28 protein-coding genes and 1 riboswitch are annotated in these 25481 nt (G+C 46.7%); of the genes, 17 read left to right on the forward strand and 11 right to left on the reverse strand.

Translation table 11 applies throughout. The features are described 5' to 3' along the window. Nucleotides 1-111 precede the first annotated feature (111 nt). A complete protein-coding gene (locus ACOQOZ_RS06965; protein WP_420591550.1) occupies nt 112-1668 on the forward strand; it encodes a hypothetical protein in 1557 nt (518 codons plus the stop codon). Nucleotides 1669-2002: 334 nt separating this feature from the next. Continuing rightward, the gene (locus ACOQOZ_RS06970; protein ID WP_420591551.1) at nt 2003-2695 is read left to right on the forward strand and encodes a hypothetical protein; all 693 of its coding nucleotides are present in this window, start codon (nt 2003-2005) and stop codon (nt 2693-2695) included. Between the two features lie 24 nt (nt 2696-2719). On the opposite strand, the gene rarD is transcribed toward ACOQOZ_RS06970, so the two are convergent. The 7 genes from rarD to ACOQOZ_RS07005 all read right to left on the reverse strand — a co-directional run bounded on the left by rarD (nt 2720) and on the right by ACOQOZ_RS07005 (nt 10331). Continuing rightward, nucleotides 2720-3619 (reverse strand): EamA family transporter RarD, encoded by a 900-nt coding sequence (gene rarD / locus ACOQOZ_RS06975; RefSeq protein WP_420591552.1) that lies wholly within the window; start codon nt 3617-3619, stop codon nt 2720-2722. A 68-nt stretch (nt 3620-3687) separates the two neighbouring features. Then, nucleotides 3688-5226 (reverse strand): PfkB family carbohydrate kinase, encoded by a 1539-nt coding sequence (locus tag ACOQOZ_RS06980; RefSeq protein ID WP_420591553.1) that lies wholly within the window; start codon nt 5224-5226, stop codon nt 3688-3690. A gap of 145 nt (nt 5227-5371) precedes the next feature. Beyond that, the gene (locus ACOQOZ_RS06985) at nt 5372-6178 is read right to left on the reverse strand and encodes a thiazole synthase (protein ID WP_420591554.1); all 807 of its coding nucleotides are present in this window, start codon (nt 6176-6178) and stop codon (nt 5372-5374) included. Nucleotides 6179-6180: 2 nt separating this feature from the next. Beyond that, complete coding sequence (thiS, locus tag ACOQOZ_RS06990; protein ID WP_420591555.1) at nt 6181-6414, reverse strand: sulfur carrier protein ThiS; 234 nt, start codon at nt 6412-6414, stop codon at nt 6181-6183. Between the two features lies 1 nt (nt 6415). Further along, nucleotides 6416-7543, reverse strand: coding sequence for an FAD-dependent oxidoreductase (locus ACOQOZ_RS06995; protein ID WP_420591556.1), 1128 nt, complete (start codon nt 7541-7543; stop codon nt 6416-6418). Next, nucleotides 7527-9461, reverse strand: a complete 1935-nt coding sequence (gene thiC, locus ACOQOZ_RS07000; RefSeq protein WP_420591557.1) for a phosphomethylpyrimidine synthase ThiC — start codon at nt 9459-9461, stop codon at nt 7527-7529. Before thiC ends, ACOQOZ_RS06995 begins: the two co-directional genes overlap by 17 nt. Nucleotides 9462-9607: 146 nt before the next feature. Further along, a riboswitch (TPP riboswitch) is annotated at nt 9608-9717 on the reverse strand. Nucleotides 9718-9806: 89 nt separating this feature from the next. Continuing rightward, nucleotides 9807-10331, reverse strand: a complete 525-nt coding sequence (locus tag ACOQOZ_RS07005) for a DUF2147 domain-containing protein (RefSeq protein WP_420591558.1) — start codon at nt 10329-10331, stop codon at nt 9807-9809. 349 nt (nt 10332-10680) lie between these two features. Between ACOQOZ_RS07005 and ACOQOZ_RS07010 the strand changes: the two genes are divergently transcribed. After that, nucleotides 10681-12048, forward strand: coding sequence for a DUF4397 domain-containing protein (locus ACOQOZ_RS07010; protein ID WP_420591559.1), 1368 nt, complete (start codon nt 10681-10683; stop codon nt 12046-12048). Nucleotides 12049-12132: 84 nt separating this feature from the next. On the opposite strand, the gene phnX is transcribed toward ACOQOZ_RS07010, so the two are convergent. The 3 genes from phnX to phnW are packed head-to-tail and all read right to left on the reverse strand — an operon-like array spanning nt 12133 to nt 14704. After that, the gene (gene phnX / locus ACOQOZ_RS07015; protein ID WP_420591560.1) at nt 12133-12960 is read right to left on the reverse strand and encodes a phosphonoacetaldehyde hydrolase; all 828 of its coding nucleotides are present in this window, start codon (nt 12958-12960) and stop codon (nt 12133-12135) included. Further along, nucleotides 12953-13546, reverse strand: coding sequence for an HD domain-containing protein (locus ACOQOZ_RS07020; RefSeq protein ID WP_420591561.1), 594 nt, complete (start codon nt 13544-13546; stop codon nt 12953-12955). The genes phnX and ACOQOZ_RS07020 overlap by 8 nt, the downstream gene beginning before the upstream one ends. 39 nt (nt 13547-13585) lie before the next feature. Further along, complete coding sequence (phnW, locus tag ACOQOZ_RS07025) at nt 13586-14704, reverse strand: 2-aminoethylphosphonate--pyruvate transaminase (RefSeq protein WP_420591562.1); 1119 nt, start codon at nt 14702-14704, stop codon at nt 13586-13588. Between the two features lie 556 nt (nt 14705-15260). On the opposite strand from phnW, the gene ACOQOZ_RS07030 reads away from it, so the two are divergent. From ACOQOZ_RS07030 to ACOQOZ_RS07070, 9 genes are all read left to right on the forward strand, one after another. Beyond that, nucleotides 15261-15680: a hypothetical protein gene (locus ACOQOZ_RS07030; RefSeq protein ID WP_420591563.1), complete on the forward strand. Its 420-nt coding sequence runs from the start codon at nt 15261-15263 to the stop codon at nt 15678-15680. 112 nt (nt 15681-15792) lie between these two features. Continuing rightward, nucleotides 15793-16044 (forward strand): hypothetical protein, encoded by a 252-nt coding sequence (locus ACOQOZ_RS07035; protein WP_420591564.1) that lies wholly within the window; start codon nt 15793-15795, stop codon nt 16042-16044. A gap of 110 nt (nt 16045-16154) precedes the next feature. Continuing rightward, the gene (locus ACOQOZ_RS07040) at nt 16155-17210 is read left to right on the forward strand and encodes a hypothetical protein (protein ID WP_420591565.1); all 1056 of its coding nucleotides are present in this window, start codon (nt 16155-16157) and stop codon (nt 17208-17210) included. An 87-nt stretch (nt 17211-17297) separates the two neighbouring features. Beyond that, nucleotides 17298-17804: a DUF2199 domain-containing protein gene (locus ACOQOZ_RS07045; protein WP_420591566.1), complete on the forward strand. Its 507-nt coding sequence runs from the start codon at nt 17298-17300 to the stop codon at nt 17802-17804. A gap of 63 nt (nt 17805-17867) precedes the next feature. Then, on the forward strand, nt 17868-18320 hold the full coding sequence (locus tag ACOQOZ_RS07050; protein ID WP_420591567.1) for a DUF4442 domain-containing protein: 453 nt from the start codon (nt 17868-17870) through the stop codon (nt 18318-18320). A gap of 26 nt (nt 18321-18346) precedes the next feature. Next, entirely contained in the window at nt 18347-18730 is a 384-nt protein-coding gene (locus ACOQOZ_RS07055; RefSeq protein ID WP_420591568.1) for a tautomerase family protein, read from the forward strand. A gap of 112 nt (nt 18731-18842) precedes the next feature. After that, a complete protein-coding gene (locus ACOQOZ_RS07060) occupies nt 18843-19421 on the forward strand; it encodes an HD domain-containing protein (protein ID WP_420591569.1) in 579 nt (192 codons plus the stop codon). Nucleotides 19422-19528: 107 nt separating this feature from the next. Then, a complete protein-coding gene (locus ACOQOZ_RS07065) occupies nt 19529-19891 on the forward strand; it encodes a DUF1493 family protein (RefSeq protein ID WP_420591570.1) in 363 nt (120 codons plus the stop codon). Between the two features lie 13 nt (nt 19892-19904). After that, nucleotides 19905-21113, forward strand: coding sequence for a PQQ-dependent sugar dehydrogenase (locus tag ACOQOZ_RS07070; RefSeq protein ID WP_420591571.1), 1209 nt, complete (start codon nt 19905-19907; stop codon nt 21111-21113). 6 nt (nt 21114-21119) lie between these two features. On the opposite strand, the gene ACOQOZ_RS07075 is transcribed toward ACOQOZ_RS07070, so the two are convergent. Next, complete coding sequence (locus tag ACOQOZ_RS07075; RefSeq protein ID WP_420591572.1) at nt 21120-22004, reverse strand: LysR family transcriptional regulator; 885 nt, start codon at nt 22002-22004, stop codon at nt 21120-21122. Nucleotides 22005-22086: 82 nt separating this feature from the next. Between ACOQOZ_RS07075 and ACOQOZ_RS07080 the strand changes: the two genes are divergently transcribed. From ACOQOZ_RS07080 to ACOQOZ_RS07100, 5 genes are all read left to right on the forward strand, one after another. After that, nucleotides 22087-22455: a DoxX family protein gene (locus ACOQOZ_RS07080; RefSeq protein ID WP_420591573.1), complete on the forward strand. Its 369-nt coding sequence runs from the start codon at nt 22087-22089 to the stop codon at nt 22453-22455. A gap of 217 nt (nt 22456-22672) precedes the next feature. Next, the gene (locus tag ACOQOZ_RS07085; RefSeq protein WP_420591574.1) at nt 22673-23122 is read left to right on the forward strand and encodes a hypothetical protein; all 450 of its coding nucleotides are present in this window, start codon (nt 22673-22675) and stop codon (nt 23120-23122) included. Between the two features lie 236 nt (nt 23123-23358). Then, complete coding sequence (locus tag ACOQOZ_RS07090; protein WP_420591575.1) at nt 23359-23766, forward strand: hypothetical protein; 408 nt, start codon at nt 23359-23361, stop codon at nt 23764-23766. Between the two features lie 125 nt (nt 23767-23891). Then, complete coding sequence (locus ACOQOZ_RS07095; RefSeq protein ID WP_420591576.1) at nt 23892-24449, forward strand: GNAT family N-acetyltransferase; 558 nt, start codon at nt 23892-23894, stop codon at nt 24447-24449. Between the two features lie 112 nt (nt 24450-24561). Then, nucleotides 24562-25476 (forward strand): oxidoreductase, encoded by a 915-nt coding sequence (locus ACOQOZ_RS07100; RefSeq protein ID WP_420591577.1) that lies wholly within the window; start codon nt 24562-24564, stop codon nt 25474-25476. Nucleotides 25477-25481 lie beyond the last annotated feature (5 nt).

The following is a 25481-nucleotide window of genomic DNA, read 5'->3' on the forward strand; positions in this document are numbered from 1 at the left end:
TCCAATTGTTGCAGTTACGTGGAAAATTATCCCATTTTTAATACTTATCTATTTAACAGCAGCCCGTTAACATTCGTTCTTTAGTAAATACTGATAAACAGCGGGATTAATATGGAACTTTTCAAACGCGCAAGGATTGCACTGGCACTTGCAGCAATAACGTTCACTGGCCACAGCCAGGCGGAACAACGTATCGATTACGACATTGATGACGATGGTCTGATCGAGATCAACAGCCTGGAAGATCTCAACCAGATCCGTAATGAAGTGGATACCGCCACACGCCTGATCAAAGGCACACATCTGTATGGCAAAAACGATGGCTGCCCCGCGACCGAAGCAAAAACCGGCTGTCACGGCTACGAGCTGACACGCGACTTATCATTTGATACCAACAACAACGGCAAATTTGATGAAGGCGACAGCTTCTGGAACGACGGCAAAGGCTTCGCGCCATTTGGTCAGTTTACTCCTAAATTTGGTGCTGAATTCCATGGTAATGGCTTTACCATTCGCCACCTGTATATGAATTATCCGGACCAACGGTTTGTTGGTTTATTCAGCTATAACGAAATGTCGTATATCCACGATCTAACGTTACAGGCCGAAATTATCGGCGGTATGCACAGCGGTTCTTTGCTGGGTCATGGTTGGCAAACCCGGGTTGAGAACATCAAAGCCTCGGTCAAGGTCAGCAGTGCGGAAGACCAGGTTGGTGGCTTAATTGGCGTGCTGGAGGAAGGCTCTTCGGTTAAAAACGTCATCATTGAAGCCGAGATGAAAACCAACTATCGCACCGGCGCATTAATTGGTCAGGCCGGGAGCGTCAACGTTTCAGACATTGCGGTTAAAGCCAGTTTCATTAATTTCTCGAATAGTAACGATAAACCAGCCTGGCGCTGGAAAGCAGGTATTGTCGGCTGGAGTGATACCAGCAATTATCAGGCGATATATACCGACATTAACAGCGATGTTGCCGCCGGCGTTGGTGGCATTATCGGAGTAGCGAATAAAGATAAACTGAAGAACTTGCTGGTTACCGGCAAAGTGACCAGCGCTTCCTCAGCCGCTGGAATTATTGGCAGCGATTACAGCGAATCTACGCTGGATACTGTCGAAATCAGCAATGCCATTAGCCTGCTGCACGTACCGGAAGAAATTTCTGCCGCCGGATTAATTCGCTCGGACAGCCGTTATAAAAGCGCCCTGTTCAGTGGCGCTTACTGGGCGACCGACCTGACCAACAGCAATCAACGTATCGGTAATGATCCAAATGCCGGCACCAGTACGGTTCTGGCCAGCGATATTCAATGCGCCACCCCGGACAATAACTGTAATGGCCTGCAATTTGGCAGCTTTAAAGCAGCCACCAATGGTGCCGGTAAAACCCTGTGGCAATTTGGCAGCAATACCGAAGCGCCGCAACTGCAGTTAATGGGACACATGTTTGGCGATAAAGACGCCAACGGCAGCAGCGATAACTGGCCGCAGATTATCACTACTCCAGCGACGCCGGATCCAGAACCTAACCCTGAACCTACGCCAGAGCCGACACCCGATCCGGAGCCGGGCAAAGATGATAGCGACTCTTCCGGTGGTGCTCTGTTCTGGTTGTTATTACTGGCCATTCCATTGCTGACCTTAAGCCGCGGGAAGGTTCGCGCCTAAACCTGCAACCTGATCCTTCAGCAATTCAGCACAAAGGGCTTAACGGGTTTTTAATAAACCCTTTAAGCCCCAGCAAATGCCTGCTGTTAATATCGGGCAGTTTTCCTGACCTTTCGGTCACACGGTTATATAACCTCAGAATCCTAATAATCACTGTTATAAAACTTTCTCTGCTAAAGATGGTCAAAACAGGGTGACATTGGAGCCAGAAAGTATCTAATCAAGCCAAATTTCTCGTTTGGGTTTGCCTGACCGAACAGTCAATGGGTACCATGAAGTCACATAACTGAAACATTCCAGGGCAGGAGACGTCTTAACGCAGAGAGATCCAGCCATGCAATCTGTTATACGCCTGATATGCCTCCTCCCCCTTCTCGTTTATAGCGCTTATGGCCATGCCAGTGACCGCAATGATCTGCTGAGCAGCGAGATTGGTGGTTATCAGGTCTCAACCGCCTTCTCCGCTTACGTCTTCTTTGAGGGCGACCCGAAATTCCGCAAACAACTGCAACAGGCTATCAATCAGCAAGACAAACGGGTTACCGCGCTTACCAACTTCCCGGAAGTAAAGGAACAGTGGCAGGTAGCCGCCGACTTTATTCGGGAAAATGAAGAAGCCGCCGGTGATGGTACCGACCGCCGACTGGATACTGCCTTAGCTGTTCATATGAATGAGCTGTATCGTCGCATTCGCGCAGCTCTGAAAACCCAGCCCGAGGGCCTGAACAGCGGCTACCTGAAAACCCGCCTGCAATTTGAAAAAGTTATCGCTCAATATATTGGCTATACCTCCACTTCGATGGGTGTTTATCACAGCGATGAAACCATAGAGGAAAGTGTTGCCAAATATTCGCAGTTGCTGGATCAGACACGCAATAAAAACAGCGATTACAAAGCGCTGGTACGCAAATGGAATTTTATTAAAAAAGGCATGTTAGCCGGAACGTCAGCACCCTTTGTTACCTTGCACACGGCACAAAAGATTCGCCAACTGTTGGCTGAAGTTTACGGGGAGAAACTGTCCTGATTACACCAGGACAGTTCAACAAGACTAAGCCGTGGTTTTGGCTTTTTTGCCGCGCTGCATGACGCCGTGAATAATTAACAACAATAGTGCCGCCCAGATAAACATAAAGGTAACGGCTTTGATCCAGTTAAGCTCTTCACCAAATACCTGAGTCGCCAGAATTAATGCAATGGTTGGTGCCAGGTACTGAATAAAGCCCAACGTGGTTAACGGCAGGTGTTTTGCCGCAATCGCAAACCAGATTAACGGTGCTGTGGTTACCACACCGGATAAGAACAACTTACCAAACTCAAGATTGCTGGTGCTTAGTGCTCCCCCCTCAATCCATAGCAAATAACCCAACGCAATAGGGGTGACCATTGCCGTTTCAAACCAGAGGCCGGTATAAGCATCAGTGGGTGCTAACTTACGTAATAAACCATAAAAACCAAAGGTAAACGCAAGAATCAGCGTAACCCAGGGTAAATATCCCAATGCAATCACCTGAACGCTGACACCCGTCGCCGCCAGTGCCAGTGCAATCCACTGAACTTTTATCAATCTTTCTTTCAGGAACAGCATGCCGAGAAAAATCGACACCAACGGATTAATGTAATAACCCATACTGGCCTCGAGTACTTTATTTTCACTCACGGCCCAAATAAACGTCAGCCAGTTCAATGCAATTAATAGTGAACTGCCCAACATTGCCAGTAGCTGTTTCCGGCTTTTCAGAATATCGATGATGCCGGTGGATTTATAACTAAACCACAATAGTCCCGACACCAGCACAAAAGACCACACCACCCGGTTCGCAAGAACTTCGAGTGGTGCAACATGGGAAACCCATTTGAAATACAGAGGAGAAAGCCCCCACCAGGCGAAGGCTAAAACTGCGAATAATGCTCCGCGGTTTTGATCATTTAAAGAATGGTCCTGATTCATACTGACCTGATAATCAAAAAGCGGAGATTAACGACTTTCTGACCGCTTAGCCAGTTATCTTTTGTATATCAGTAGAATCCGCGTAAGTGCCTATGCCTTTTTACCAATTCATCATCGGGCATTAAATCAGTAACAATGGCAGCCGATGGCATTCCGCAATGTTTAATATTGGCAATATTCTCTGTCGTAATACCACCTATACAGGTTAACGGAAATTCCTGCCCCACTCGCGAACACCAGTTACTTAAATTGGTATAACCCAACGGAGGATATTTCAGTTTTTTCGATAACGGCGGATGCACCGGTCCAAAAGCAATATACGATGGCTTAAATGCCCGCGCCCGGGCAATTTCCCACTCGGTATGAGTACTCACTCCCAAAGCCAGTCCAGCTTGCGAAATGGCCAACAGGTTAGCCTCGACCATATCTTCCTGACCTAAGTGCACACCGTAAGCACCCAGCTCAATGGCCATCGGCCAGTCATCATTAATATAAAGTGGAATATTTTGCTGTTGGCATAACTCAATGGCAGTTTTCATATCGCGGGCATAACTGCCATCGCCATATTGCTGTTCATACAATTCCAGTGACTTTACCCGCCACTGCAAAGTATCAACACCCAGCTCCAGCAAAATATTCAGCCAATCGAGATTATCAACCAGACCGTATAAACCCAGTGGCTGAGTTACCTTTGGAAAGCTGTTATCTGGCGGCCCTGATAACGGCAGGGTGAGTGGCCACTGATCCGCTGGTAAATTTCCCAACCCGTTTTTATCTACCGCAACAGCCCAGGCATTTAAATAGCCGGACGGCGTTTCTGATGCTTGTTGAATAATCTGGCTCATAGTGGCCGACGCTAACAATAACGCATCGTAAATACGCTCGCCCTGTGCCAGATACGCCGCAATCGCGGAAGCAAAGTGGCAACCCGTACCATGAACTTTTTTGTCGAGTCGCGGCTGCTGAATAATAAAGTTGGTAAGTACTGACTGTTCCGGCTCAGATAAATCAGAACCGCCAAAACATAGGCTCCGTACAAACTCAGAATCAGCGTCTGAATCACCGCCACTGATCACCACATAAGAAACACCCGCTTGCTGCAGAGCTTCTCCTGCTGCAACAGGGGTTGTACAACCCGTGAGCAGCAAAGCTTCCTGTTGATTCGGAGTAATAACATCAACCAGCGGCAGTAGTTGTTTTAACAGAGATAATTCGCCAGATACCAGGCCACCCTGTGACGCAGATAATACTGGGTCCCAGACTATCCATCCGTCCGGTAACTCATTTTTATATTCACTCAGCTTGTCGGCCAACCAATTAATAAAAGCTTCATCTTTGGGAAACCAGCCAATTTTAATGGCCTGTGGTAAACCGTCTTTTTTTAGTGACTGCCATTGTTGCTGCAGAAATTCGACGGACACCGTTTCAACAGCATCAACACCAAAGCTGCTTTGTGCGGTGAGTGCGCTGACGAGGGTGCCACACTCGATATCGAGTGCGTGTGCCATTTTCAAATCGGCCTGAAGTCCGGCTCCGGCACAAGTGTCCGATGCACTGATCGCCCAGATTTTTTTGCGGTTGGTTTCATTCATAGTCGAATCAATCATTCGGGAACGTTAAATAAATACAGTGTTGTTTTTGAGAGCAGCGACAGGATGTCGCGTCCGCGCGGCAGGGCCAGGGATGGCCCTTCGGCGCGGCGGCAAAAAAATAACACTGTGTTTATTTTCTGCTGCGCTATTTAAGAAGCTATTAACTCTGATGCCAGAATGGCATACCTAATGTCGGTGTAGATGCACTGGCCGCCTGGCGCTCCTGCATCATGCCTGCCTTATACGCCATACGACCGGCATTAACCGCGTCATAAAAAGCGTTTGCCATCAGCACAGGGTCATGAGCTTTAGCCACTGCAGTATTTAATAACACCGCATCAAAGCCCAGTTCCATCGCATCCATTGCCTGGGAAGGTTTGCCCAGGCCAGCATCAATAATTAATACGTCATCAGCCAGGCGTTCACGTAACGTAGTGAGCTGATGCCGGTTTAATAAACCTTTGCCAGTACCAATCGGAGCGCCCCAAGGCATCACCGCCGGGCAACCAACCGCTAATAATTCTTTGCATAGCACCAGGTCATCAGTGCAATACGGCAGCACTTTAAAACCCTGCTGAACCAATGTTTCAGCCGCTTTTACCAACTGAGTCGTATGTGGCTGCAGGGTGTAATCGTCACCGATTACTTCGAGCTTAATCCAGTCGGTTTTAAACAATTCACGCGCCATATTCGATAACAGCACCGCCTCTTCAGCGGTATGACAACCCGCAGTATTTGGCAAAATCTTACAGCCACTTTGCTCAACAAATTCCTGTACATATTGCCAATGGCCATTATCAGCAACCTGTTGTGCGGTTTGGCGACGCAGCGACAAGGTGACAAACCCGGGTTTTCCGGCAACAAGGCTATCACGCATAATTTCCGGCGAAGGATACATAGAGGTGCCCAGCCAAAGGCGCCCGTTAATTTCTTCACCTGCGATATGTATCGTATTTTCAGTTGTCATAGTTAACCGCCGGTTATTGCACCCAGAATATCTAACTGATCATTTTCATTGAGCATGGTATCGGCGTATCGCGATGCCGGAACAATCGCCTGATTCAGCGCGACCACGATATTTGAAACAAAAGTAGTACCGTTAATCACATCAGTTTCAGCGACATACTCCAGAACCACCAACAGCTGCTGCAATGTCTCAATATTGTCGAAGCTTTTTTGTTCACCGTTTATTGCAAGATTCACTTTATGCTCCTTCTAACGCGGTTAGCCCAAGCGCCAGGTTATGGCTGGCTAATAACTGCGACTCAAACTGCTGTAAAAATGCCGGAGCCAACAAGTAGCCATGACGAAACAACCCATTTAACCGATACAGGTTATTCGCACTGCGAACCACCTGAGGTTTATGATCCGGAAATGCCGGGCGTAAATTCACATCTGTTTCGATAATCCGGGCTTCCGCCAATGCCGGACTTAAGCAATATAAAGCACTTAACATCTCCAGCTGCGAACGAACACTGACCGGCGATTTATCTTCCGATTCAATTTCCGTTGCACCCAGAATATAACGATAAGCACCTTGCTCAGTCTGACCTTTTGGTACCAGATATAAGTGATAGCGCGGATGTAATAATCGCACCGGGCGCGTGATTTTCACTTCCGGAGTTTCGATCCAGCACACCTCTCCACGAACACCCCGGAGTTGATGGTCATCGCTGCTCAAAGCGTTTTTAGCACCAACACCACGACAATCCAGCACTAACGCTTGCTCAGCTTGCTGCAACAGGAATTCATCCGAAACCTCACAATCAAACTGAAAGCTAACACCTAGCTTTTCAGCTTCAGAATGCAATAACGGCAGTAACGCGCGATTGTCTAAATGCATTTCCTGCGGCAAAAAGAAACCTTGCTGGAATTCGTTATTAATCCCGGGTTCGAGCTGCTGAATGTGTGAGCGGTTAACCGCTTGTGCTGTATCATCCGCTAATAAACCAAACGCCGACATTTCCTGCTGGAACTGACGTAATTCCGCTTGATCGGCCTGATGCGCCACAACCAAAGAACCGTTATTACCGTAAGCAATGGTTTCGCCGCTGCCTTCTTTTAACTGAAGCAATAATTGTGGCCACAGCATTAAGCTGGTTTTACCCAGCTCAAACAGATCGGCATCACACACATTACGCTCAGCGAAAGGTGCCACCATCGCCGCAGCGGTATTCGCCGCACTTTGTAACTGATCACGCGGTGATTTTTCCAGCACACGAATATGACCAGCGACTTGCGGGTTTTCCCGGGCGAGACGCCAGGCAGTTAAACTGCCCAGCAACCCCGCACCGGCAATAACGATCGTCTGAGAATCAGCTTTCGGCAACATGATAGATTTCACTACCTTGCTCGCGGAATTGCTCCGACATATCTGCCATACCTTTTTCAGCTTCCGCCAATTTCGCTTGTGCTTCTTCTGCCCAGTTTGGATTTTCGGAAGACACGTCACGTACTTCCTGGGAAATCTTCATCGAACAGAATTTAGGGCCACACATGGAACAGAAGTGCGCCACTTTATGGCCATCTTTTGGCAGTGTTTCATCGTGATAAGCACGCGCTGTATCCGGATCCAACGCCAAGTTAAACTGGTCGATCCAGCGGAATTCGAAACGCGCTTTTGACATCGCATCGTCGTGTAATTGTGCCGCCGGATGGCCTTTTGCCAGATCCGCTGCGTGGGCAGCAATTTTGTAAGCAATTAAGCCTTGTTTAACGTCGTCTTTATTCGGTAAACCTAAGTGCTCTTTGGGTGTGACGTAACACAACATGGCACAGCCATACCAACCAATTAATGCCGCACCAATACCCGAGGTAAAGTGGTCGTAACCCGGTGCAATATCGGTCGTCAGTGGGCCTAAGGTGTAGAACGGCGCTTCGTGACAGTGTTTTAACTGCTCATCCATATTGGCTTTAATCATATGCATTGGCACATGACCCGGGCCTTCAATAAAGGTCTGAACTTCGTGTTTCCAGGCAACCTTGGTTAATTCACCCAGAGTACGTAATTCCGCAAACTGAGCTTCATCATTGGCATCGGCCACCGAGCCCGGGCGTAAACCATCACCCAGCGAGAAACACACATCATAAGCTTTCATGATTTCACAAATTTCCTCGAAATGGGTGTAGAGGAAATTTTCTTTATGGTGCGCTAAACACCATTTCGCCATGATCGAACCACCACGGGAAACAATACCAGTCACACGCTCTGCCGTTAGTGGAATATGCTGTAAACGAACACCGGCGTGAATGGTGAAATAATCCACCCCCTGCTCGGCCTGTTCAATTAACGTATCGCGATATAATTCCCAGGTCAGGTCTTCGGCGATGCCACCACATTTTTCCAACGCCTGATACAGAGGTACAGTGCCGATTGGTACTGGCGAGTTACGGATAATCCACTCACGGGTTTCGTGAATATTTTTACCGGTAGATAAATCCATTACGGTATCGGCACCCCAACGGGTAGCCCATACCATTTTTTCCACTTCTTCTTCGATGGAAGAAGTTACCGCCGAGTTACCGATATTGGCATTGACCTTGGTGCGGAAATTACGGCCAATAATCATCGGCTCAGTTTCCGGGTGATTGATATTATTCGGGATAACCGCACGGCCACGGGCCACTTCGTCGCGAACAAATTCCGGAGTAATCATTTTCGGAATGCTGGCACCAAAGCTTTCACCCGGGTGCTGGGTTTCCAGTGCTTTTTCTAATTCCGCTTCGGCCAGAGCCAGATTTTCGCGAATGGCGATGTATTCCATCTCCGGCGTAATCATGCCTTTTTTAGCGTAATGCAGCTGGGTTACGTTTTGACCAGGCTTGGCTTTTTTCGGCTTACGTTTTAACTCAAAACGTAAATCTTCCAGGGCAATATTCATCTCACGGATTTTGGCGTAATCCGAGCTGAAACCGGTTAATTCTTCAACGTCGTTACGCTCTTCGATCCAGTTTTCACGCAGTGGATTTAAGCCTTTGCGTACGTCGATGTTCACTTCAGGATCGGTATAGGGACCAGAGGTATCGTAAACACGCACCGGAGGGTTATATTCGGTTTTACCTTCCGCTAACTGGGTTGGCGTTAATTCAATTTCACGCAGACCCACGCGAATATCGTTGCGACTGCCTTCTACGTACAATTTGCTGGAAGCCGGAAATGGCTGGGTCGATAATTCATCAACTTTAATGGCGTCTTTTAAGGCACCTGAAGCAACTGAGTTATCGTTTTGAGAGTTATTATCATTTGTCATGCTGAATCTCGTTAATCAAGTAATCACAGAAAAACGATCAGGCAGACAGCGGTAAGGAAGAAAAAGACGGATTACCACACAACAAAATACGTGACTAACCCAGGAGAGCTATTAATGTCAGGCCGAAATACATTTCGGGCAGTATTAATAACGGCTTTTCTGTTTCCTACGCTGGCCTTAACCAGATCAGGTTCAACGGGATCCGCTTATGCGATCTCAGCTCTGCATTGCAGCAAGAGCACCCCGACAGAATTCGCTCAAAATAATACGGCGACCGATTTCAGGTTACAAGCCTGAAATTCAAAGTCGCCGTTATCTATTGGTATGACAGATTTTAAAAGATGGTTATTCAGCTGCTACCGCTTCAGTCGTTTCAGCCGCTGCTTCGGAAGCTTCGGCTGCTGCTGGTGCAGGTTCGGCAACAGGCTTAGCCGGTTCTTCATAACGTAACCATTCCTGGCTACGACCAATCCAGGATACGCCGATGTAACCACGTACTTCGATGCTCTTACCGTCTTCAGCAACTTCCAGCTGCGACTTATAAATGGAACCGGATTTCGGGTCCAGAATACGACCACTTTCCCAAACGCCTTCTTCCTCGCGTTCAAGACCCCACATAAATGTCAGGCCTTCGATAGGTTTGTTGTGGAATTCGTCCGGGCATTCCTCACAGTTTTTGCCCTTATCGTCTTCGCGCAATAACTCAACGATCGTGCCCTGCAGTTTGCCATCTTCAGCGATGGAGATTTCCACCACCGATGCTTTAGAACCGTCTTCGTCATCGATGGTTACCCAACGACCTTCAGCGATATCTGCATTGGCTGACAGTGAGAACAGGCCGATTACGGCCGTAGCAAGTAGCTTTTTCATGAACTGACCTCAAATAACATGTTGTTTTTATTGTATTTCTGGCAACTCCCGTACAACCAAAGTAGGAGTCAAAATTGGTCAGGCCACTTTATTCTGTTTGGCGCAAATTGCCAACAACTCAATAACAAAAAAACAGCTGTCATACCGGCGAAACCCGGTGTACTCGCGATCTGAACGCCGCAAAAATCCATCCAAATGTGCCAACCTTCATGTCTTTTGTGACAACTTACGAAATTTTGTGAACTTTTCGTGAACTTTATCGAACGCCTCCATTCCTATACACACCCTGTACAAGATGTACAACTTAATATGTACACCTGTTCAGGTTTTATAACCAGAGGAGGTTAATATGAATATTCAGCAGTTCGCTCAACCCTTAGTTCTGATCCCTGCATTAGCACTGACTTTGATCGGTTGTGGCAGTGATGACAACGATAACGACAATAACAACAAAACTCAGGCTTCATCTTATGTGCGGGTATTGCATGCATCCCCGGATGCACCGGCCGTCGACATACTGGTGAATGGCAACGCCGCTCTGACCGGTGTTACTTTCCAGCAAGGCTCGGGTTATCTGAAATTAAACGAAGGCAAAAATACCGTTGCTCTGCGGGTGAATGGCACATCCACCATCGCTCTGGAACAAACTCTGACGTTAGATGCCAACGGCTATTACTCAGTCATTGCACAGAACAATGTTGCATCGCTGGAGCTTGAAGTACTCAACGATACCGCCCGTCGTGCCAACAACAGTAACGACGTCACAGTTGTACACGCCTCCCCTGCGGCTGGCAGTGTGGATTTATACGTAACGGCTAATGGCGCTGCCTTGCCAAACAGCCCGACACTCGACAATGTCGGATTTGACGTTAATGCCACCCTGCCAAATATCGCCGCCGGCGATTATCAGGTACGTGCAACCGCCGCCGATAACACTACAGTTGTGTACGATTCCGGTGCGCTGGCCATCGCTTCAGACGTCACCGCCGTGGCGGTTAACAGCACCCAAGGGGCCTCACCGGTTTCGTTATTGGTTTGGGCCGACAGTGCTACGCCTGTAACCGCGGTACTTGATAACAGCGCTGAAGTCAGGATTGTGCATGCGGTCGATTCCGTCAGTGTTGATGTCTTCGCCGGGGGCAATGAACTGCTGGGTGATTTTAATTTTAAAGACACCACCGTCAGCCAGAGTAACGCCAGTGGTTACGTTAAAGTCGCAGCGGGCTCTCTGCCAGTGGCGATCGCGGCAGCCAACCAGGGCATTAGCAATGCACTGTCGAACCTCTCTGCAACATTAATGCTGGAGCGGGGCATGTCTTATACAGTCATTGCTGCCGGCGACACTGGCAACCTGAACGCCGCACGATTAATTACCCTCACCGACACCCGTAAAAACAGCTCTACCACAAACGGTAGCGTCAGACTGGTGCATGCATCATCGGCGTCTGCGGCGGACCCGGTAGACATTTTTGTGTACGCACAAAATGGCACCCAACCGGCAACACCAAATTTTGCCGATGTCGAACTGGGACAAAATACGGACTACACCTCTCTGCCAGCAGACACTTATACGGTTGATATTGCCGCCGACGGAACCACCGCTGCGGCTGTTCCGGGAACGGATGCCGTTACAGTTGCTGTAGGCAGCTTAAGTACGGCGATTGCTGTGGGGAACGGCTCAGGTTTATCCGCGATTTTATTAAACGATAAACGCTGATCTTTACGGCATAAAAAAACGGCCTGCATTTAAAGGATGCAGGCCGTTTTTAAATCTTCTTATGTCACCTAGCGGAATGACCAATTACGGCTTATCACCCGCCGCCAGACGTGCAGAAATTTCGTAAATAATTCCCGGTAATTCGGCCACGCTATCAATTACATAATGAGCACCGGCATCGTACAAACGCTGCTCCGCCTCCAGACGACGCTGTTGTTGTTCTGCTTCAGATAAACACTGCCAATCGTTACGATCCAGACCCACTTCATTACCCGATACGCTGACACCTACTGTCCACATCCCGGCACGTAAACCTTCTTCAATACCCGGAATGGTATCGTCAACTTTAACGCAGCCATGCATATGGCCAGCCTGTAACTCCATCGCTACCGTTAAAGCCATATCCGGGAACGGACGACCACGCACCACTTCGGTAGCAAACACACAGGAAGCCGGCTCGTAACCCTGCTCTTTCGCCGCCGCCAATGCCGGTTCCATCATACCCGGGCCATAACCGGTATTGCCGCCGATTTTAATACCCTGCTCGACCAGCTCATCATAAGCTTCCTTCCAGCCCGGAATTAACTGGCTGCGCTCGCCAACAATACGCGTCTGAATAGGCGCAAAGTCGTGATACAAACGGTCGATTTCAGCTTCCGTTGGTTCGCTGCCTTTTACGTCCAGCCAGGCCTGGGCAATACGGGGATTGGCCAGCATACGACAAATATGAACACGCTTTTCTGTGCCCATCGGCTCCCGCGCTTCTGCCTGAGTCACTTCAATGCCTTCGGCTTTAAACAATTCCATAAAGGCATACACAGGCGCCAGAGAACCAAAATCGATGGTGGTTCCGGCCCAGTCTAAAATAACGGCCTCAACCGGACCAGAAAAATAACGCTGTGACTTAAGCATATTGCTGTCTCTCCTTCACAACACGGGTGTGTTGAATTAAACGTTCGTGATAATGGGATAAATCAGGCACCACTAAATTTGCTTGTTTACCTAATTCATCGTATTTACGGATTAATAAAGCATCCTGAAACCAGGGAGACGACTCAAAGGCACGACAGGTGCTCTCGTCCATAAATCCCCCCTGTAACATCAGGCTCTCTTCAGACGCGGTTGATAATTTCTCGCGATAAGATAAATCGGCGGAAAATAAATAACGCTTAGCGGCAACGTGTAAACGCACCGGTTTAACAATGTCATCGTCGAAATATTTTGCTAAAAACTGCGCACCCACTTTTTCGTGGTAACCATTTTCCAGATGTTCTTCCGGATGAACTTCGCGTTCCTGCCAGGTAATTAAGTGGCCAACATCGTGCAGCAACGCCGCCAGAATAATGTATTCTGGCGCATCGTCTTGTTCAGCAAACCAGGCACATTGCAACGCGTGCTGCATCTGAGTGATGTCTTCGCCCAGATTCATATGGCCGAACTCTCTGAACGGCGCTAATGCCTCATCGACTTTTTTACGTGCCAGCGTACGTAACCTCATACCGACTCCTGTTTTGGCAACAACGGCCTGAAAAATTAATTATTTCCAGAAAAGATTGGCTTCCAGCGCCCTTAACAGGTTCTCCATATCCTGCGGATAAACCTCACCGATATGACCGATGCGGAAACACGGGGTATCGGTCACCTTGCCCGGATAAATAACAAACCCGGCTTGCTTCAGACGGTCGTACAGCGTTTTAAAATCAAACTGATCGGATTGCGGGTATTTAAACGTGGTAATAAACGGCGATTGTTTTTCGTCTTCCACCACACATTCGAAGCCCAGCTTCTTCATGCCCTGCACCAGCGTTTGGTGATTGTCGGCGTAACGTTTGGCGCGGCTGTTAACGCCACCCTCTTCGTGCAATTCTTTCATTGCTTGTTGGAAGGCGCGCACGACATGGGTTGGTGAAGTAAAACGCCATTTACCCTGGCCACTTTCCATGGTTTTCCACTGGTCGTATAAATCCAGGCTGAGCGACCGTGCATTGCCTTCACACTGCTCCAGCAGTGAGGTTCTCACGATCACGAAACCCATACCGGGTACGCCCTGAATACACTTATTGGCGCTGCTGATGATGCAATCGATGTTTAATCCGGCAACGTCGATATCGATACCACCAAATGAACTCATAGCATCCACAATCAGCGTTTTACCGGCGTCTTTTACCACCGGGGCATAGTGTTCGATTGGATTTAGAATGCCGGAAGTGGTTTCGCAATGAACCATAGCCACATGGGAGATCGCCGCGTCTTCGTTCAATAACTGGCGCAACGCTTCGGTACTGACCCACTCACTTTCCGCTGCGTGTAACGTTACCGTCCCGATGTTCATGTACTGCGCAATCTGAGCGATACGCTGGCCATAAGCACCGTTAACCAGCACCAGTAATTTGCCGGCTTTTTGTTCGCCGTTTTCCTTCGGCATCAGCGTACCGATGGCACTTTCCACCGCGAAGCTGCCACTGCCTTGCATTAACACACTGGTGTATTGGCTGGCGTCGCAGTGCGCAAGTTCGACCAGCTGCTGACGGATCGGCTGCACCACACCCAGATTGTAATCATCATCCCAGGTGCACCAGTCGCGCATCATGGTTTGTTTTACGGTGTCGCTGGTGCTCAGTGGCCCAGGGGTTAACAGCAGATATGGGTTGCTCATGGCTCATTCTCTTAACTTGTGATGCTGGCCTGCCGTACTTGGTTTTAGTACTCCGAAAACCTTTTGGTCTAGACCAGATGAATGAGCGCAACTATAAGGAGGTGATGTGGCTTCGGCAATGCTGATTCGATGAAGTTTTTGTGACAATTAAGTACAAGGGTGGAGGCTGGCGCTGATGTGAAGGTATATACCGTACAATCAGCTGGATCAGCGACTCAGCAGCTTATCTGGCACGAGAAATGGTCACCGTTGCCTATTTGCACTGGCCAGTGACCTGAATCTGTAGCAAAATCAACATCTTGTTAGTTATATCAATGCGCATAACGAGATATCGTTAACTGCTAGTTTGTAGGATTAGTACAGGCGGCGCGTTTACATGGATGAAAAGATTAGCCAGATGGAAGCTTCCATAGAAAGTTCAATGAGTTATGAGAGTGTTCGCACCTCAGACGTTCCATGCAAACGCGCATGCGCACAATTAAAATGTTAAATTCTTGGAGAGATCGTGCTAAAAACGATAAGAAATCTGACATTTGCACTATTGAGTAGCTCAGTTATGGCAGACACAGTTGATTCTATAAATGAAGGTAGGCAAATTGAAGTTTCTGGCTTCAACTGTGCTGACGAAAGTATTCACATGATTGAATGGCTTGGTCTTGGAAAAGATTACCAAAGCTTTTTGGTAAAGCATGTGGAGACCGAACTTTACAATCAACAACCAGGGTCTCAACTACTAGAATTAAAGTGTACTGGTAAGCCCGAACTATTGACCGGAGCACTTCCACAGGATGGAGATAAGTCTAAGGCAATTCTTACGAGGTTTTCGGCTACGTTCCCACTGGAGGCTACGGTAAATTTAGGTGGTTCAGTTTGGCTTCTAACAATTGACCAAAATTATTACGCAGAAAACTTAAATATCCCAAGTGAGCGTAAATTGACTCAGAATTTCAATGTAAAAAGCAGCGCCCAAAAATGAATTTAACAAGGGCCAGCAACGGACCTGCAAACCTGTCACTTGAATTTCTGGCGCAATTACGTGCCAGGTCTGCAGGCCGCTGTGGCCGGCGTTATGTCATTAAGGAGTATTTGTGGAAGTGACAACCTTAGAGTCGATTGGCTACATAGGTGTTTTGATAAGCGCGATCCCACTAGGAGTAGGCATTCTCTTTACCATTCTTCCTGTACTGTCACGATTTGGTTTTTTAGGGTTTATGTTTTTACCTGCTGCAGTTATTTATGGGCTTTTCAAGCACTATGAGGATATTGAGTATGGATTCTCACTCGTTTGGAAAAGTGGATTGGTGATGATTCCATCAATCATATTGATTAAGAATTTTTGACATAACAAAGCCAGCCAATTCGCCAGCAAGCTGGCTGGACTCGTTTCACTCGCCATTGCTGGCAGGCGTTATGTGCCTAGAATTGTTCAGATTACGTAGATATTGAAATTATGGTAGATCTTGGCCCCTTGATTTATGAACCCAGTAAAAGCATTGATGTTCAAGAATCAACTATAAAATCCCTCGAGTCTAATGAAGAAATAAGATCAAAAATCTCTGAACTAGGATGGTGTTACAATAGTATTTCGAAGGCTATTCCTCAAACATCGGAAAACTTTTGGTCAGGACATTTCTTTCCTTACATGGAATCCACAGAAGAGTTACAAATTTCTATAAATCTAGCAATGTTTGGTTTTTATAAACAAGCCTTTAGTTCATTAAGGTGTTCTTTAGAAGTTGGTATGTTATCCGTCTATTACAATATAAATGATGAAGGCCATGATGTTGTTCAAGACTGGCTAAAGTCCAGAGATACATGGGAAGCAAATACTCCACGTGCAAAAAAAATCTGGCAGATTCTAAGCACAAACAAGAATATTAAAGAATTCGATGCGAAGTTTGGTCTTCAGGATGACTTTGAAAGTTTAAGCTACCTCCATAACTATGTTCATACCAAAGGTTATAAGTTTTCAAATCATTTAGGGAAAATAAAGTCAAATTGGCAAACTTTCGAAAGTGATATATTTATCAAATGTTCAGAGACTTATGAAAAAGTTGTAAAGCTGCTAATAAAACTTCATATCTTAAAGTATCCGATTACCATGATAGAGTATGAATGGGGTAGAAAAACTGGGATCGACAACCCATATCCGGTGCTTGATATCTGTGAAGTAAGTAGAGTAAAAAACCTGCTTTCTAGAGATGAACTCATTGAAATTGAGAAGATCTCAGAAAATGATAGCTTTACTCAAGATCTTTTTGAGCATATTAAAAGTCTTCCTGACATGACAGAAGAAGAAATCGAAGATCAGATGTTCGAAATGGATAAATCAATTATTGAAATGGGGCAAGGATTTCTAGAGTGGGAAGAAAGTCAGCTTAAAATATTAGCTCATTTCAATAATCAAGATGATAAAAAATCTTTAATGAGAATAGAGAGAGTTCGTGTTTGGGCGGAAGCGAATAATATGATGCTTTCAAAGTTTGAGAGATTAAAAAGCACATAACAAGTGCCAGCCACATTTTCCAAAAATCTGGCGTACTCGTTTCACTCGCCTGTGCTGGCAGGCGTTAGCTGCATATATGGGATAAACATGGCAGGAATATTCAGTTTCAAATGTTCATCTTGTGATGAAATTCATGAAGGATCACCAAGCTTCGGTTTCAATGCTCCTGATCCATATCTAGAGCAATCTGAAGAAATACAAAGCAAAGGCAAGCTTAGTGATGATCTTTGCTACTACGAAGATGAAGATGGCATTCATTATTTTGCGAGAGTAACAGTTGAAATACCCATACATGGGATAGAAGATGGTTTCTTGTGGGGCGTATGGGTATCTCTAAGTAAAGCAAGCTACGAACATTATGTTAATAACTTCACTAAAGAAGAAATCGATCAAGGATATTTTGGGTGGTTTTCAAATTATCTACCTTATTACTCCAACACATATGCACTAGCTACCAATGTTTATCCGCAAGCAAATGGGAAAAGACCTATCCTTGAGCTACAAGAAAAAGATCATGAGTTATATCATGACTTCATTAACGGCATTTCAATTACAAAGGCTCAGAAGATAGCTGAGCTATGTATACACGGATAACGATGCATCGGCGGGACATAAAACTCTCACGTATGTTGTGCATGCGCTATACAAGGAACAGTAATGAGCAATTATGTAGAACTGTACAAAAGGCTTTCTAAATTCCCAGGTGGAGCGTCAATTTTTAATATCGCGCTAGCAAGGAAAAGCCCCTACGTCTCTCAACTCAAACCTAAAGTATCTGCGCTAAGAGAAGGTTACGCTCAGGTAGACGTAGCCAATCGCAGAGCGGTACACAACCATCTGGGTACGGTGGATAGCAATGCGCTATTCACGCTCTCACAACTGGTAATGGGGCTGGCCTTAGAGACTGTAATACCAAAGGATCGACGCTGGATTCCAGTTGGAGCAGAGCTTGAGTATTTGAAGCTGGCTAAATCATCGGTTTCCGCTGTTTGTGATTGTTCAAGGTTAGATTTCTATCAAGATAAGCTGAATATTGATGTAGTAGTCCGGGATTCCAATGGTGAAGAAGTTCAAAAAGCAATTGTTAAAGTGCACCTTTCCTCTAAATAAGAATCTTATAAATCTAAGGAACAACAATGATTGTTATATATGGAATTAAAGAACAGCTGAATCCGATCAAAGCAACCATGTCAGACGTCATCCATCAATGCATGATGGATGTGCTGGGCATGCCAGAAGGCAAACGCGCTCACCGTTTTGTGCCACTCAACAAAGACGACTATTACTATCCAGACGATCGAACCGAGCGCTACACGGTTTTGGAAATCAATATGATGGAAGGCCGGGAGGTTGAAACCAAGAAAGCGCTTATCAAAGTGTTATTCACTCAATTTGAAGAGCAGCTGAATATCTCCCCTATCGATCTGGAAATTACGATCAAAGAACAGCCACCACATTGCTGGGGTTTCAGAGGCATAACCGGTGATGAAGCAAAGCTAAATTATAAGGTGAATGTTTGAATGCTTTGGACGGCTTTTTCCATCGTTGAGTGGGCTTTAAGCTGCATTTATAATTTTCCAGACGATAACTATCAGGGCAGCTGTCCTGCTTTTCTGTTTTTAGGAGTGTCCATTGAGCCCTATTGAAAGCACACTGAGTTTTATTGTTGAGATTGAGAAGCTCAAAGACGTTCACCGTAAGACCCGCCCGGTCGGCCTGGATCGTTATGAAAACTCCGCAGAGCATAGCTGGCATGTGTGTCTTTCAGCGTTAATGCTGAAAGACTTTGCCAACGAGCCAATCAACATCGATCGCGTTATCAAGATGCTTTTGATTCACGACCTTGGCGAAATTGACGCTGGTGATACCATTATTTATGCCAGCGAAACTAAAGAACAAAAGGATGCAGAAGCGGCTGGAGTGAGTCGTCTCCTGGAGTTATTACCAGGTAATAAAACTAAAGAATATATGGAGTTGTGGTACGAATTTGAGGCTGGAGAAACTGCAGATGCAGCGTATGCCAAGTCCATCGATCGGGTTCCGCCTTTGTTGCACAATCTACATGGCAATGGTCATAGCTGGAAGGAGAATAATGTCCCGAAGGAAAAAGTATTGCAGTTGAATAGTCGCATAGCAAAGGGCACCACACAGCTATGGGATGTGCTGAAGGGAAAACTGGAAGGTGCAGTAAAAGAAGGTTTGCTGAAATAGCTTCAAAGCCTGCTATTAAGCAAGTAACCTAACGATTGAAAATTCGCATCCGGGCTCAATCAATAAATATCAGTCAGGCTCGCTCTCTGTAATCTCAGCAGGCTTAAATGAACCAGATCATTTTTGAAAACAGCGCCGTCATCAGACTTCTGTCAAAACACAGTGGTAAACCAGCTTCACAGATCAACCTGAACTCTACACTGCTGGCTGATCTTGGTATTGATGGCGATGATGCTTGGGAGCTATTCGAACAAGCTCATCAGGATTTTAAATTGGACCTGAGCCAATTCCAGTTTGAGAAGCACTTTCGCAATGAACCTTGCCACAAAGGTTTCATATACCACTTGAGGAAGTTTCGTTTTGGTGACGTCTACAAAGCATCTCAAAAGACAAAGATAACTGTCGCCATGTTTATCAATGCTTGTATGCTGGGAAGCTGCATAGAGCTATTGGACAAACATCAAGCTTAGGAATTAGTAATTTATGAACCATCTGCATACAACCGTTTCGATACTGCTCTTTGCTTTTCTCACTGCAAGCTGCGGCACGGGTTCCGCGCAAGATAAGAACCCAGAGCAAACCAACAGCAACACTCCAAAACAAGATCCGGTAACCACTCCAGATTCCAAAACTAACCCAACACCAAGGCTGGTAACCCTGTATCCATATCTGGAAAGGCCATGGGGTATGGATTTTCTACCTGACGGTCGCATGCTGATCAGCCAACGCCAGGGAAGCATGGTTTTGATGAACAACACAGGTACGGAGTTAACCGCCCGGTTAACCGGCCTTCCCGCAGTGAAGTTCGACCGTCAGGGTGGCTTGCTGGACGTTGCGGTAGACCCGGACTTCAGCATGAATCGCTGGATCTACTGGAGTTACAGTGAATCCGACAGTACGTCTTCCAGAACCGGCACGGCCGTTGCGCGTGGCAAGCTGAGTAACAACCATCTCACGGACGTCCAGGTAATCTATCGTCAGACGCCAAAAATCAGTGCCTCCAGCCAGGTTCATTATGGTTCAAGGCTGGTATTTTCCCGGGATAAAACTCTGTTTATCACTCTGGGTGACCGTGGCCAGCGCGATTTGGCACAGGATCTCTCCACTTCAATTGGCAAAGTTGTGCGGATAAACCGCGATGGTTCGATTCCGGCGGATAGCCCGACATTCAGCCAGGAGAATGCTCTGCCAGAGATCTGGAGCTATGGCCACCGAAACCCACAAGGGGCCGCGCTTCACCCAACCACCGGAGAGTTATGGTTATCAGAACACGGGCCACAAGGCGGCGATGAGATTAACCGTGTTATTGCCGGGCAAAATTATGGCTGGCCGATAAAAAGTTACGGTTGTGAATACTCCTCACCCGTGAGTGACAATTGCCGTATCGGTGGTGGAGTTCATGCGCCCGATTATATTGAGCCGATCAGCACCTGGGTGCCTGTGTCCACCGCTCCGGCAGGTATCGCGTTTTATTCCGGTACTGAATTTCCTGAGTGGCGCGGAGACTTATTTGTTGCAGCCCTGAGAGATCGGGTTCTGTGGCACCTGGATTTAACCGGCACTAAAGAATCCGGCCGTAAAAAATTATTTACTGAACTGGATGATCGCATCCGGGATGTCAATTACGGCCCTGATGGTAAACTGTATTTATTAACGGATGCAGGCAGGCTGATTAAAGTAACACCGGAATAACCGTTATTAAAACTCCCCTCTTAGCCAGCTAAAGCGCTCATCATTCTGATGGCGCTCGTGCCACAGTAATTTCACCTCAATATCCGCCAACGACATGGGTACCGGCCGCCACACCAAACCGTAAATAGTCGCTGCTTTTTCCGCCAGACTTTGGGGAACACAGGCAATAAAATCGGTGCCATTTACTAATGCGGGTATGCTACCCAAATCATCACTATAAATAGCGATATGCCGATTTATGCGTTTTTGTCTGGCGTAATGAGATATCGGGTCTTGCCCCGTTGCCAACAAACTCAGCGCTACATGGGAATAATCAAATAACGACTGCGCTGTTATTTTCTCAGCCAGCGGATGTGAACGATCCATCAGACAGACAATCGGATCCAGGTAACACACACGCTGACGACTGTGAGACGTCGCGCCGACACCGGCCGCCAGAATAAAATCCAGCTCGCCGTTTTCCAGCCGTTGATAACTGTTTTCGCTCAAGCGGTTGATACGAAAACTCAGCCCCGGAGCCAGTTTATGCAGAGCACGTAGCCGGGCTGCCAGGTAATGTTCTATTACAAACTCGTGAGTATGAAGAGTGATTTCCCGTTGCCAGTCTCCCGGATCAAATTCAGGTTGCTGCAACAAAGTACCGATGGAATCGAGAATGTCACACAGCGGCTGATATAACGACAGCGCTTTATCTGTGGGCTCCAGATGACGGCTGACCCGTACCAGTAAGGGGTCATTAAAATTCTCCCGCAGGCGCTTCAGGGTGTGGCTCATGGCCGACTGCGACACATACATACGCTCAGCCGCTCGACTGACGTTACGTTCTTCCAGCAAGTAACGCAGTGCTTTCAGCAGGTTCAGGTCCAACCGTGATATATCAATTTCATTCATACCAGTAATTAAGAGCAATCATTTCAGATCATACTAGTACAGACGTAAGCTGAATGCAGTCCCATACTGCGAGGTCACTATTATGTCGTCAGCGATTACCATCATCAGCGTATTACTGATTGCCTTCTTCCTGTTTGCCAGCTCCATCAAGCTGACCGGTTGGCAGAAGCAAATCTTTGCTATCCAGCTGCAGTTTTTCCAATCGTACGGTCTGAATCGACAGCTTATGTTTGTTATTGGCCTGATCGAGTTATTTGGCGCGTCCACACTTTGGTTCCAGCAGAATCTGCTGGGTCTGTCAGGCGCATTGGCAATATTCTTTACGTCGATTGGCGCTATCGCTTTTCATCTGAAGTTTGATACCTGGAAAGATGGCATTCCGGCCTTTATTACAGGCGTATTATCTGCCTTTCTGATTGCTCAGCATCCCGCTTCTCAGAACTTATTTTGACCCATTTATAACGCCTGAATATTCTGAAATTTACGTCTTGATTTTAAACTTTATTTACTTACAGAGTTTGCTCAAGGATATTAAAAATCAAATAAAAACAGCTAGTTACAGATATCAAAGACTGATTTTGTACATAGATAAAGTTTCCGTACAAGATAGTTAAATTATTTTCTTGGCGATACAGTTCTACGTGTTTTCTCAACGCGGAGCATAAATAATGGCATTTATTATTGTCAGAGCTATTCACATCCTATGCATGGCATTCTGGTTATCTTCATATATCAAAGAGCTCACGAACACACTGGTATTTACCGGAGACCAGAACAAAGATAGAAAGCAGATCGTCAAGCGGGAGAAAATCGCCGGAGCTATAGGTACCCTAAGCGGCATGGGCACCCTGATCAGTGGTGGTCTTCTGGGGTATCTGTATGGCTTCGGCAACCTGCCCTGGCCAATTCATGCAGGTTTTGCCTTTGCTATTGCTATGGCATTTGTTGGTGCCTTTGGTATTGGTGGCGTTTATCACCATCTGAATAAAGCTGTTGATCGTGGGGCAGATGTATCCGAGCTGCAGCTGTTATCCGGCAAACTGCTCAGTTGGAGCAAAGCTGGTTTAATCCTGTGGCTGGTCGTACTACTGCTGATGACGTTGCGGCATATTCTTTAAGCGCCCATCACTCTGATAGCGCTCGTGCCAAAGGCAGCTTTATAAATTTTGTGACCTGGGCTGCAAAAAACCAATAATGATATTTAAATCATTAATTCAGTATGACATAACACCAGAGTAATTTTAGCCTCAAGTGTAGTGATCAAAAGTTAATGAACCTTAGACCAATAATCAGCTGTTTCCTTCTGGCATTTCTGCTCACATCCTGCAGCGCTCATAGACTGACTGACAGCTCAATGCAGGAAGTCAGAAATGGTGAGAAAGTTATTATTCAAACCGACAACGCTGGATTAATATTCCGCATTCTCACGTTATTTCTGATAGAGCCACAACAAACTTATATCAGAAAAGTCGATGGCGATTGGATTCCCGAAACATTATTTACGGATGACGAGCTGGCACTGTCTCCTGGCGTGCATAATTTCGAGTTTTCTTGCGAACAGAGGGGAGAAGACAGAGAAGAAGTCAGAGTCGAAAATCGCCTAATCAACCTTGAGGTAGGCATTCGCTACGTCGTCACATGCTCTTTATATGGTGGATTTACAGTCAAAAGATATCTTGAGCCACCCGAGCAAGAAGAGAATAAAGCAACAGAAAGCACGAAGCCGAGGCACAGTTATAGCCAGCACAGGGATAGAATGTAATATCTCGCTTTGCGCTTCCAGGCTGCCTGAACAAGCTGTATTGCCGCCTGTCCTGTATAAGGCAAGATTATCGAAGCCAGCGACCAGTTACCGTACAATCTGCTAAACAGCAAAGAGACCTGCCCATGAGCTTTCAGATTGAAACCGAACGTTTGATACTGCGCGACTACTGTCACTCAGACTTACAGGGATTCAGTGCTATGAGTTCAGACCCGGAGTTTCAGCGCTTTTACAGCGAACAGGATTGCACACCGGAACACTGGGCGATGCTGGTTAATATGTTTATTGATGAGGCGAAACAGTTGCCACGTCAGAAGTTTAATCTGGCGATTCAGCTGAAAGGTGATTCGCAGTTTATTGGCGCCGTCGGTATTCGTCTGGAAGAATCAAACGATCGAAGTAATCGCCAGGCCTCTGTCGGCTGTAGCCTGAGCCCGGAATGTCAGCAGCAAGGTATTGCCGCCGAAGCGATGCAGGCTATTATCGACTTCGGCTTTAACACACTGGATGTGCATCGTATTTACGCTGACACCATTTCGGAGAACAGCGCCGCAGTAATCTTGTGCCAAAAGCTCGGCTTTCGCCAGGAAGCTGAATTTATTGAACATCGATATTTTAAAAACCGGTGGTGGAATACTTCGGTTTTTGCGTTGTTAAAACGAGAGTATCGTCCACACCAGTAATCCGTATACAAACCTCCGGGATTTGTATAACCGTTAAATCCCCTCCCCACCCCATACTGACCCTGTTTAATCAATACTCTCTATTTCACAACACCATACAGGGGACTCAGCAATGAAACACTGGGACAACAACAGTATTAAAAGTCAGAGCGGTAAGCGTTTCTTAATTACCGGAGCCAACAGTGGTATTGGCCTGGAGGCCGCCAAAGTGCTGGCGTCCAAAGGTGCAGAAGTAATTCTGGCGGTTCGTAATCTGCAGAAAGGTAAACAGGCACAGGACGAAATAGCACGCTTTGCACCCGGAACAAAAACAAGCCTGGTTCAGCTGGATTTGTCCAATCTGGAATCCGTTAATCAATGCGTTGAGCAGCTCCTCCAACAAGGTAAAACCATCGATGTGTTAATTAACAACGCCGGTGTTATGCAGTTTGATCGCCGCGAAGAATCTGCTCAGGGTTACGAGCTGATGTGGGCTACCAACCATTTGGGACACTTTGCGTTTACCGCTGGAGTTATGCCATTGCTGGAGCAGGCTGAACAACCACGTATCGTTTATCTGAGTAGTATGGTGGCTAAGTTCAAAGCCGCAGATATTTATTATCAGGATCTGAACTTTGAGAAAAAGTACGACAAAATGGCCGCTTACGCCCAGAGCAAACTGGCAAACATTATGGTGGCTGCTGAGCTGAATCAACGCCTGAAACAATCCGGAAGTAAGGTAATTGCACTGGCAGCTCACCCGGGTTATACAGCAACCAATCTGCAACAGCATATGGGTGTATCGGGCATGATTATGAATGCGCTGTTTGCTCAGAAAATCCCGATGGGTACGTTACCCACCTTAATGGCAGCGACTGATGACAGGCTAACCGGGGGTGAATATATCGGCCCGGCACAAATGAAGAACTGGCGCGGTTATCCAGGTAAAAATACCCTGCCGAAAGCGGCTGAAGATGCGCAGCAACGCCAGCGTCTGTGGCAAACCACCGAAGATATTCTCGGGCTGTCGTTTTTGTCACCCGCTTGATTTAG

The organism is Bacterioplanoides sp. (assembly GCF_965219715.1).
GTDB lineage: Bacteria > Pseudomonadota > Gammaproteobacteria > Pseudomonadales > Oceanobacteraceae > Bacterioplanoides.

What these genes read in the sequence shown, in the direction of transcription:
- ACOQOZ_RS07095 (WP_420591576.1), top strand. Translation starts at nt 23,892, where the DNA reads ATGAGCTTTCAGATTGAAACCGAACGTTTGATACTGCGCGACTACTGT.
- ACOQOZ_RS07005 (WP_420591558.1), bottom strand. Translation starts at nt 10,331, where the DNA reads ATGAAAAAGCTACTTGCTACGGCCGTAATCGGCCTGTTCTCACTGTCA.
- ACOQOZ_RS06970 (WP_420591551.1), top strand. Translation starts at nt 2,003, where the DNA reads ATGCAATCTGTTATACGCCTGATATGCCTCCTCCCCCTTCTCGTTTAT.
- ACOQOZ_RS07010 (WP_420591559.1), top strand. Translation starts at nt 10,681, where the DNA reads ATGAATATTCAGCAGTTCGCTCAACCCTTAGTTCTGATCCCTGCATTA.
- ACOQOZ_RS06965 (WP_420591550.1), top strand. Translation starts at nt 112, where the DNA reads ATGGAACTTTTCAAACGCGCAAGGATTGCACTGGCACTTGCAGCAATA.
- phnW (WP_420591562.1), bottom strand. Translation starts at nt 14,704, where the DNA reads ATGAGCAACCCATATCTGCTGTTAACCCCTGGGCCACTGAGCACCAGC.
- thiC (WP_420591557.1), bottom strand. Translation starts at nt 9,461, where the DNA reads ATGACAAATGATAATAACTCTCAAAACGATAACTCAGTTGCTTCAGGT.
- ACOQOZ_RS07080 (WP_420591573.1), top strand. Translation starts at nt 22,087, where the DNA reads ATGTCGTCAGCGATTACCATCATCAGCGTATTACTGATTGCCTTCTTC.
- ACOQOZ_RS07070 (WP_420591571.1), top strand. Translation starts at nt 19,905, where the DNA reads ATGAACCATCTGCATACAACCGTTTCGATACTGCTCTTTGCTTTTCTC.
- ACOQOZ_RS07090 (WP_420591575.1), top strand. Translation starts at nt 23,359, where the DNA reads ATGCAGGAAGTCAGAAATGGTGAGAAAGTTATTATTCAAACCGACAAC.
- ACOQOZ_RS06995 (WP_420591556.1), bottom strand. Translation starts at nt 7,543, where the DNA reads ATGTTGCCGAAAGCTGATTCTCAGACGATCGTTATTGCCGGTGCGGGG.
- rarD (WP_420591552.1), bottom strand. Translation starts at nt 3,619, where the DNA reads ATGAATCAGGACCATTCTTTAAATGATCAAAACCGCGGAGCATTATTC.
- ACOQOZ_RS07050 (WP_420591567.1), top strand. Translation starts at nt 17,868, where the DNA reads ATGAGCAATTATGTAGAACTGTACAAAAGGCTTTCTAAATTCCCAGGT.
- ACOQOZ_RS07075 (WP_420591572.1), bottom strand. Translation starts at nt 22,004, where the DNA reads ATGAATGAAATTGATATATCACGGTTGGACCTGAACCTGCTGAAAGCA.
- ACOQOZ_RS07085 (WP_420591574.1), top strand. Translation starts at nt 22,673, where the DNA reads ATGGCATTTATTATTGTCAGAGCTATTCACATCCTATGCATGGCATTC.
- ACOQOZ_RS07040 (WP_420591565.1), top strand. Translation starts at nt 16,155, where the DNA reads ATGGTAGATCTTGGCCCCTTGATTTATGAACCCAGTAAAAGCATTGAT.
- ACOQOZ_RS07065 (WP_420591570.1), top strand. Translation starts at nt 19,529, where the DNA reads ATGAACCAGATCATTTTTGAAAACAGCGCCGTCATCAGACTTCTGTCA.
- ACOQOZ_RS06985 (WP_420591554.1), bottom strand. Translation starts at nt 6,178, where the DNA reads ATGACAACTGAAAATACGATACATATCGCAGGTGAAGAAATTAACGGG.
- ACOQOZ_RS07030 (WP_420591563.1), top strand. Translation starts at nt 15,261, where the DNA reads ATGGCAGACACAGTTGATTCTATAAATGAAGGTAGGCAAATTGAAGTT.
- phnX (WP_420591560.1), bottom strand. Translation starts at nt 12,960, where the DNA reads ATGCTTAAGTCACAGCGTTATTTTTCTGGTCCGGTTGAGGCCGTTATT.
- ACOQOZ_RS07055 (WP_420591568.1), top strand. Translation starts at nt 18,347, where the DNA reads ATGATTGTTATATATGGAATTAAAGAACAGCTGAATCCGATCAAAGCA.
- ACOQOZ_RS07045 (WP_420591566.1), top strand. Translation starts at nt 17,298, where the DNA reads ATGGCAGGAATATTCAGTTTCAAATGTTCATCTTGTGATGAAATTCAT.
- ACOQOZ_RS07020 (WP_420591561.1), bottom strand. Translation starts at nt 13,546, where the DNA reads ATGAGGTTACGTACGCTGGCACGTAAAAAAGTCGATGAGGCATTAGCG.
- ACOQOZ_RS07100 (WP_420591577.1), top strand. Translation starts at nt 24,562, where the DNA reads ATGAAACACTGGGACAACAACAGTATTAAAAGTCAGAGCGGTAAGCGT.
- ACOQOZ_RS06980 (WP_420591553.1), bottom strand. Translation starts at nt 5,226, where the DNA reads ATGATTGATTCGACTATGAATGAAACCAACCGCAAAAAAATCTGGGCG.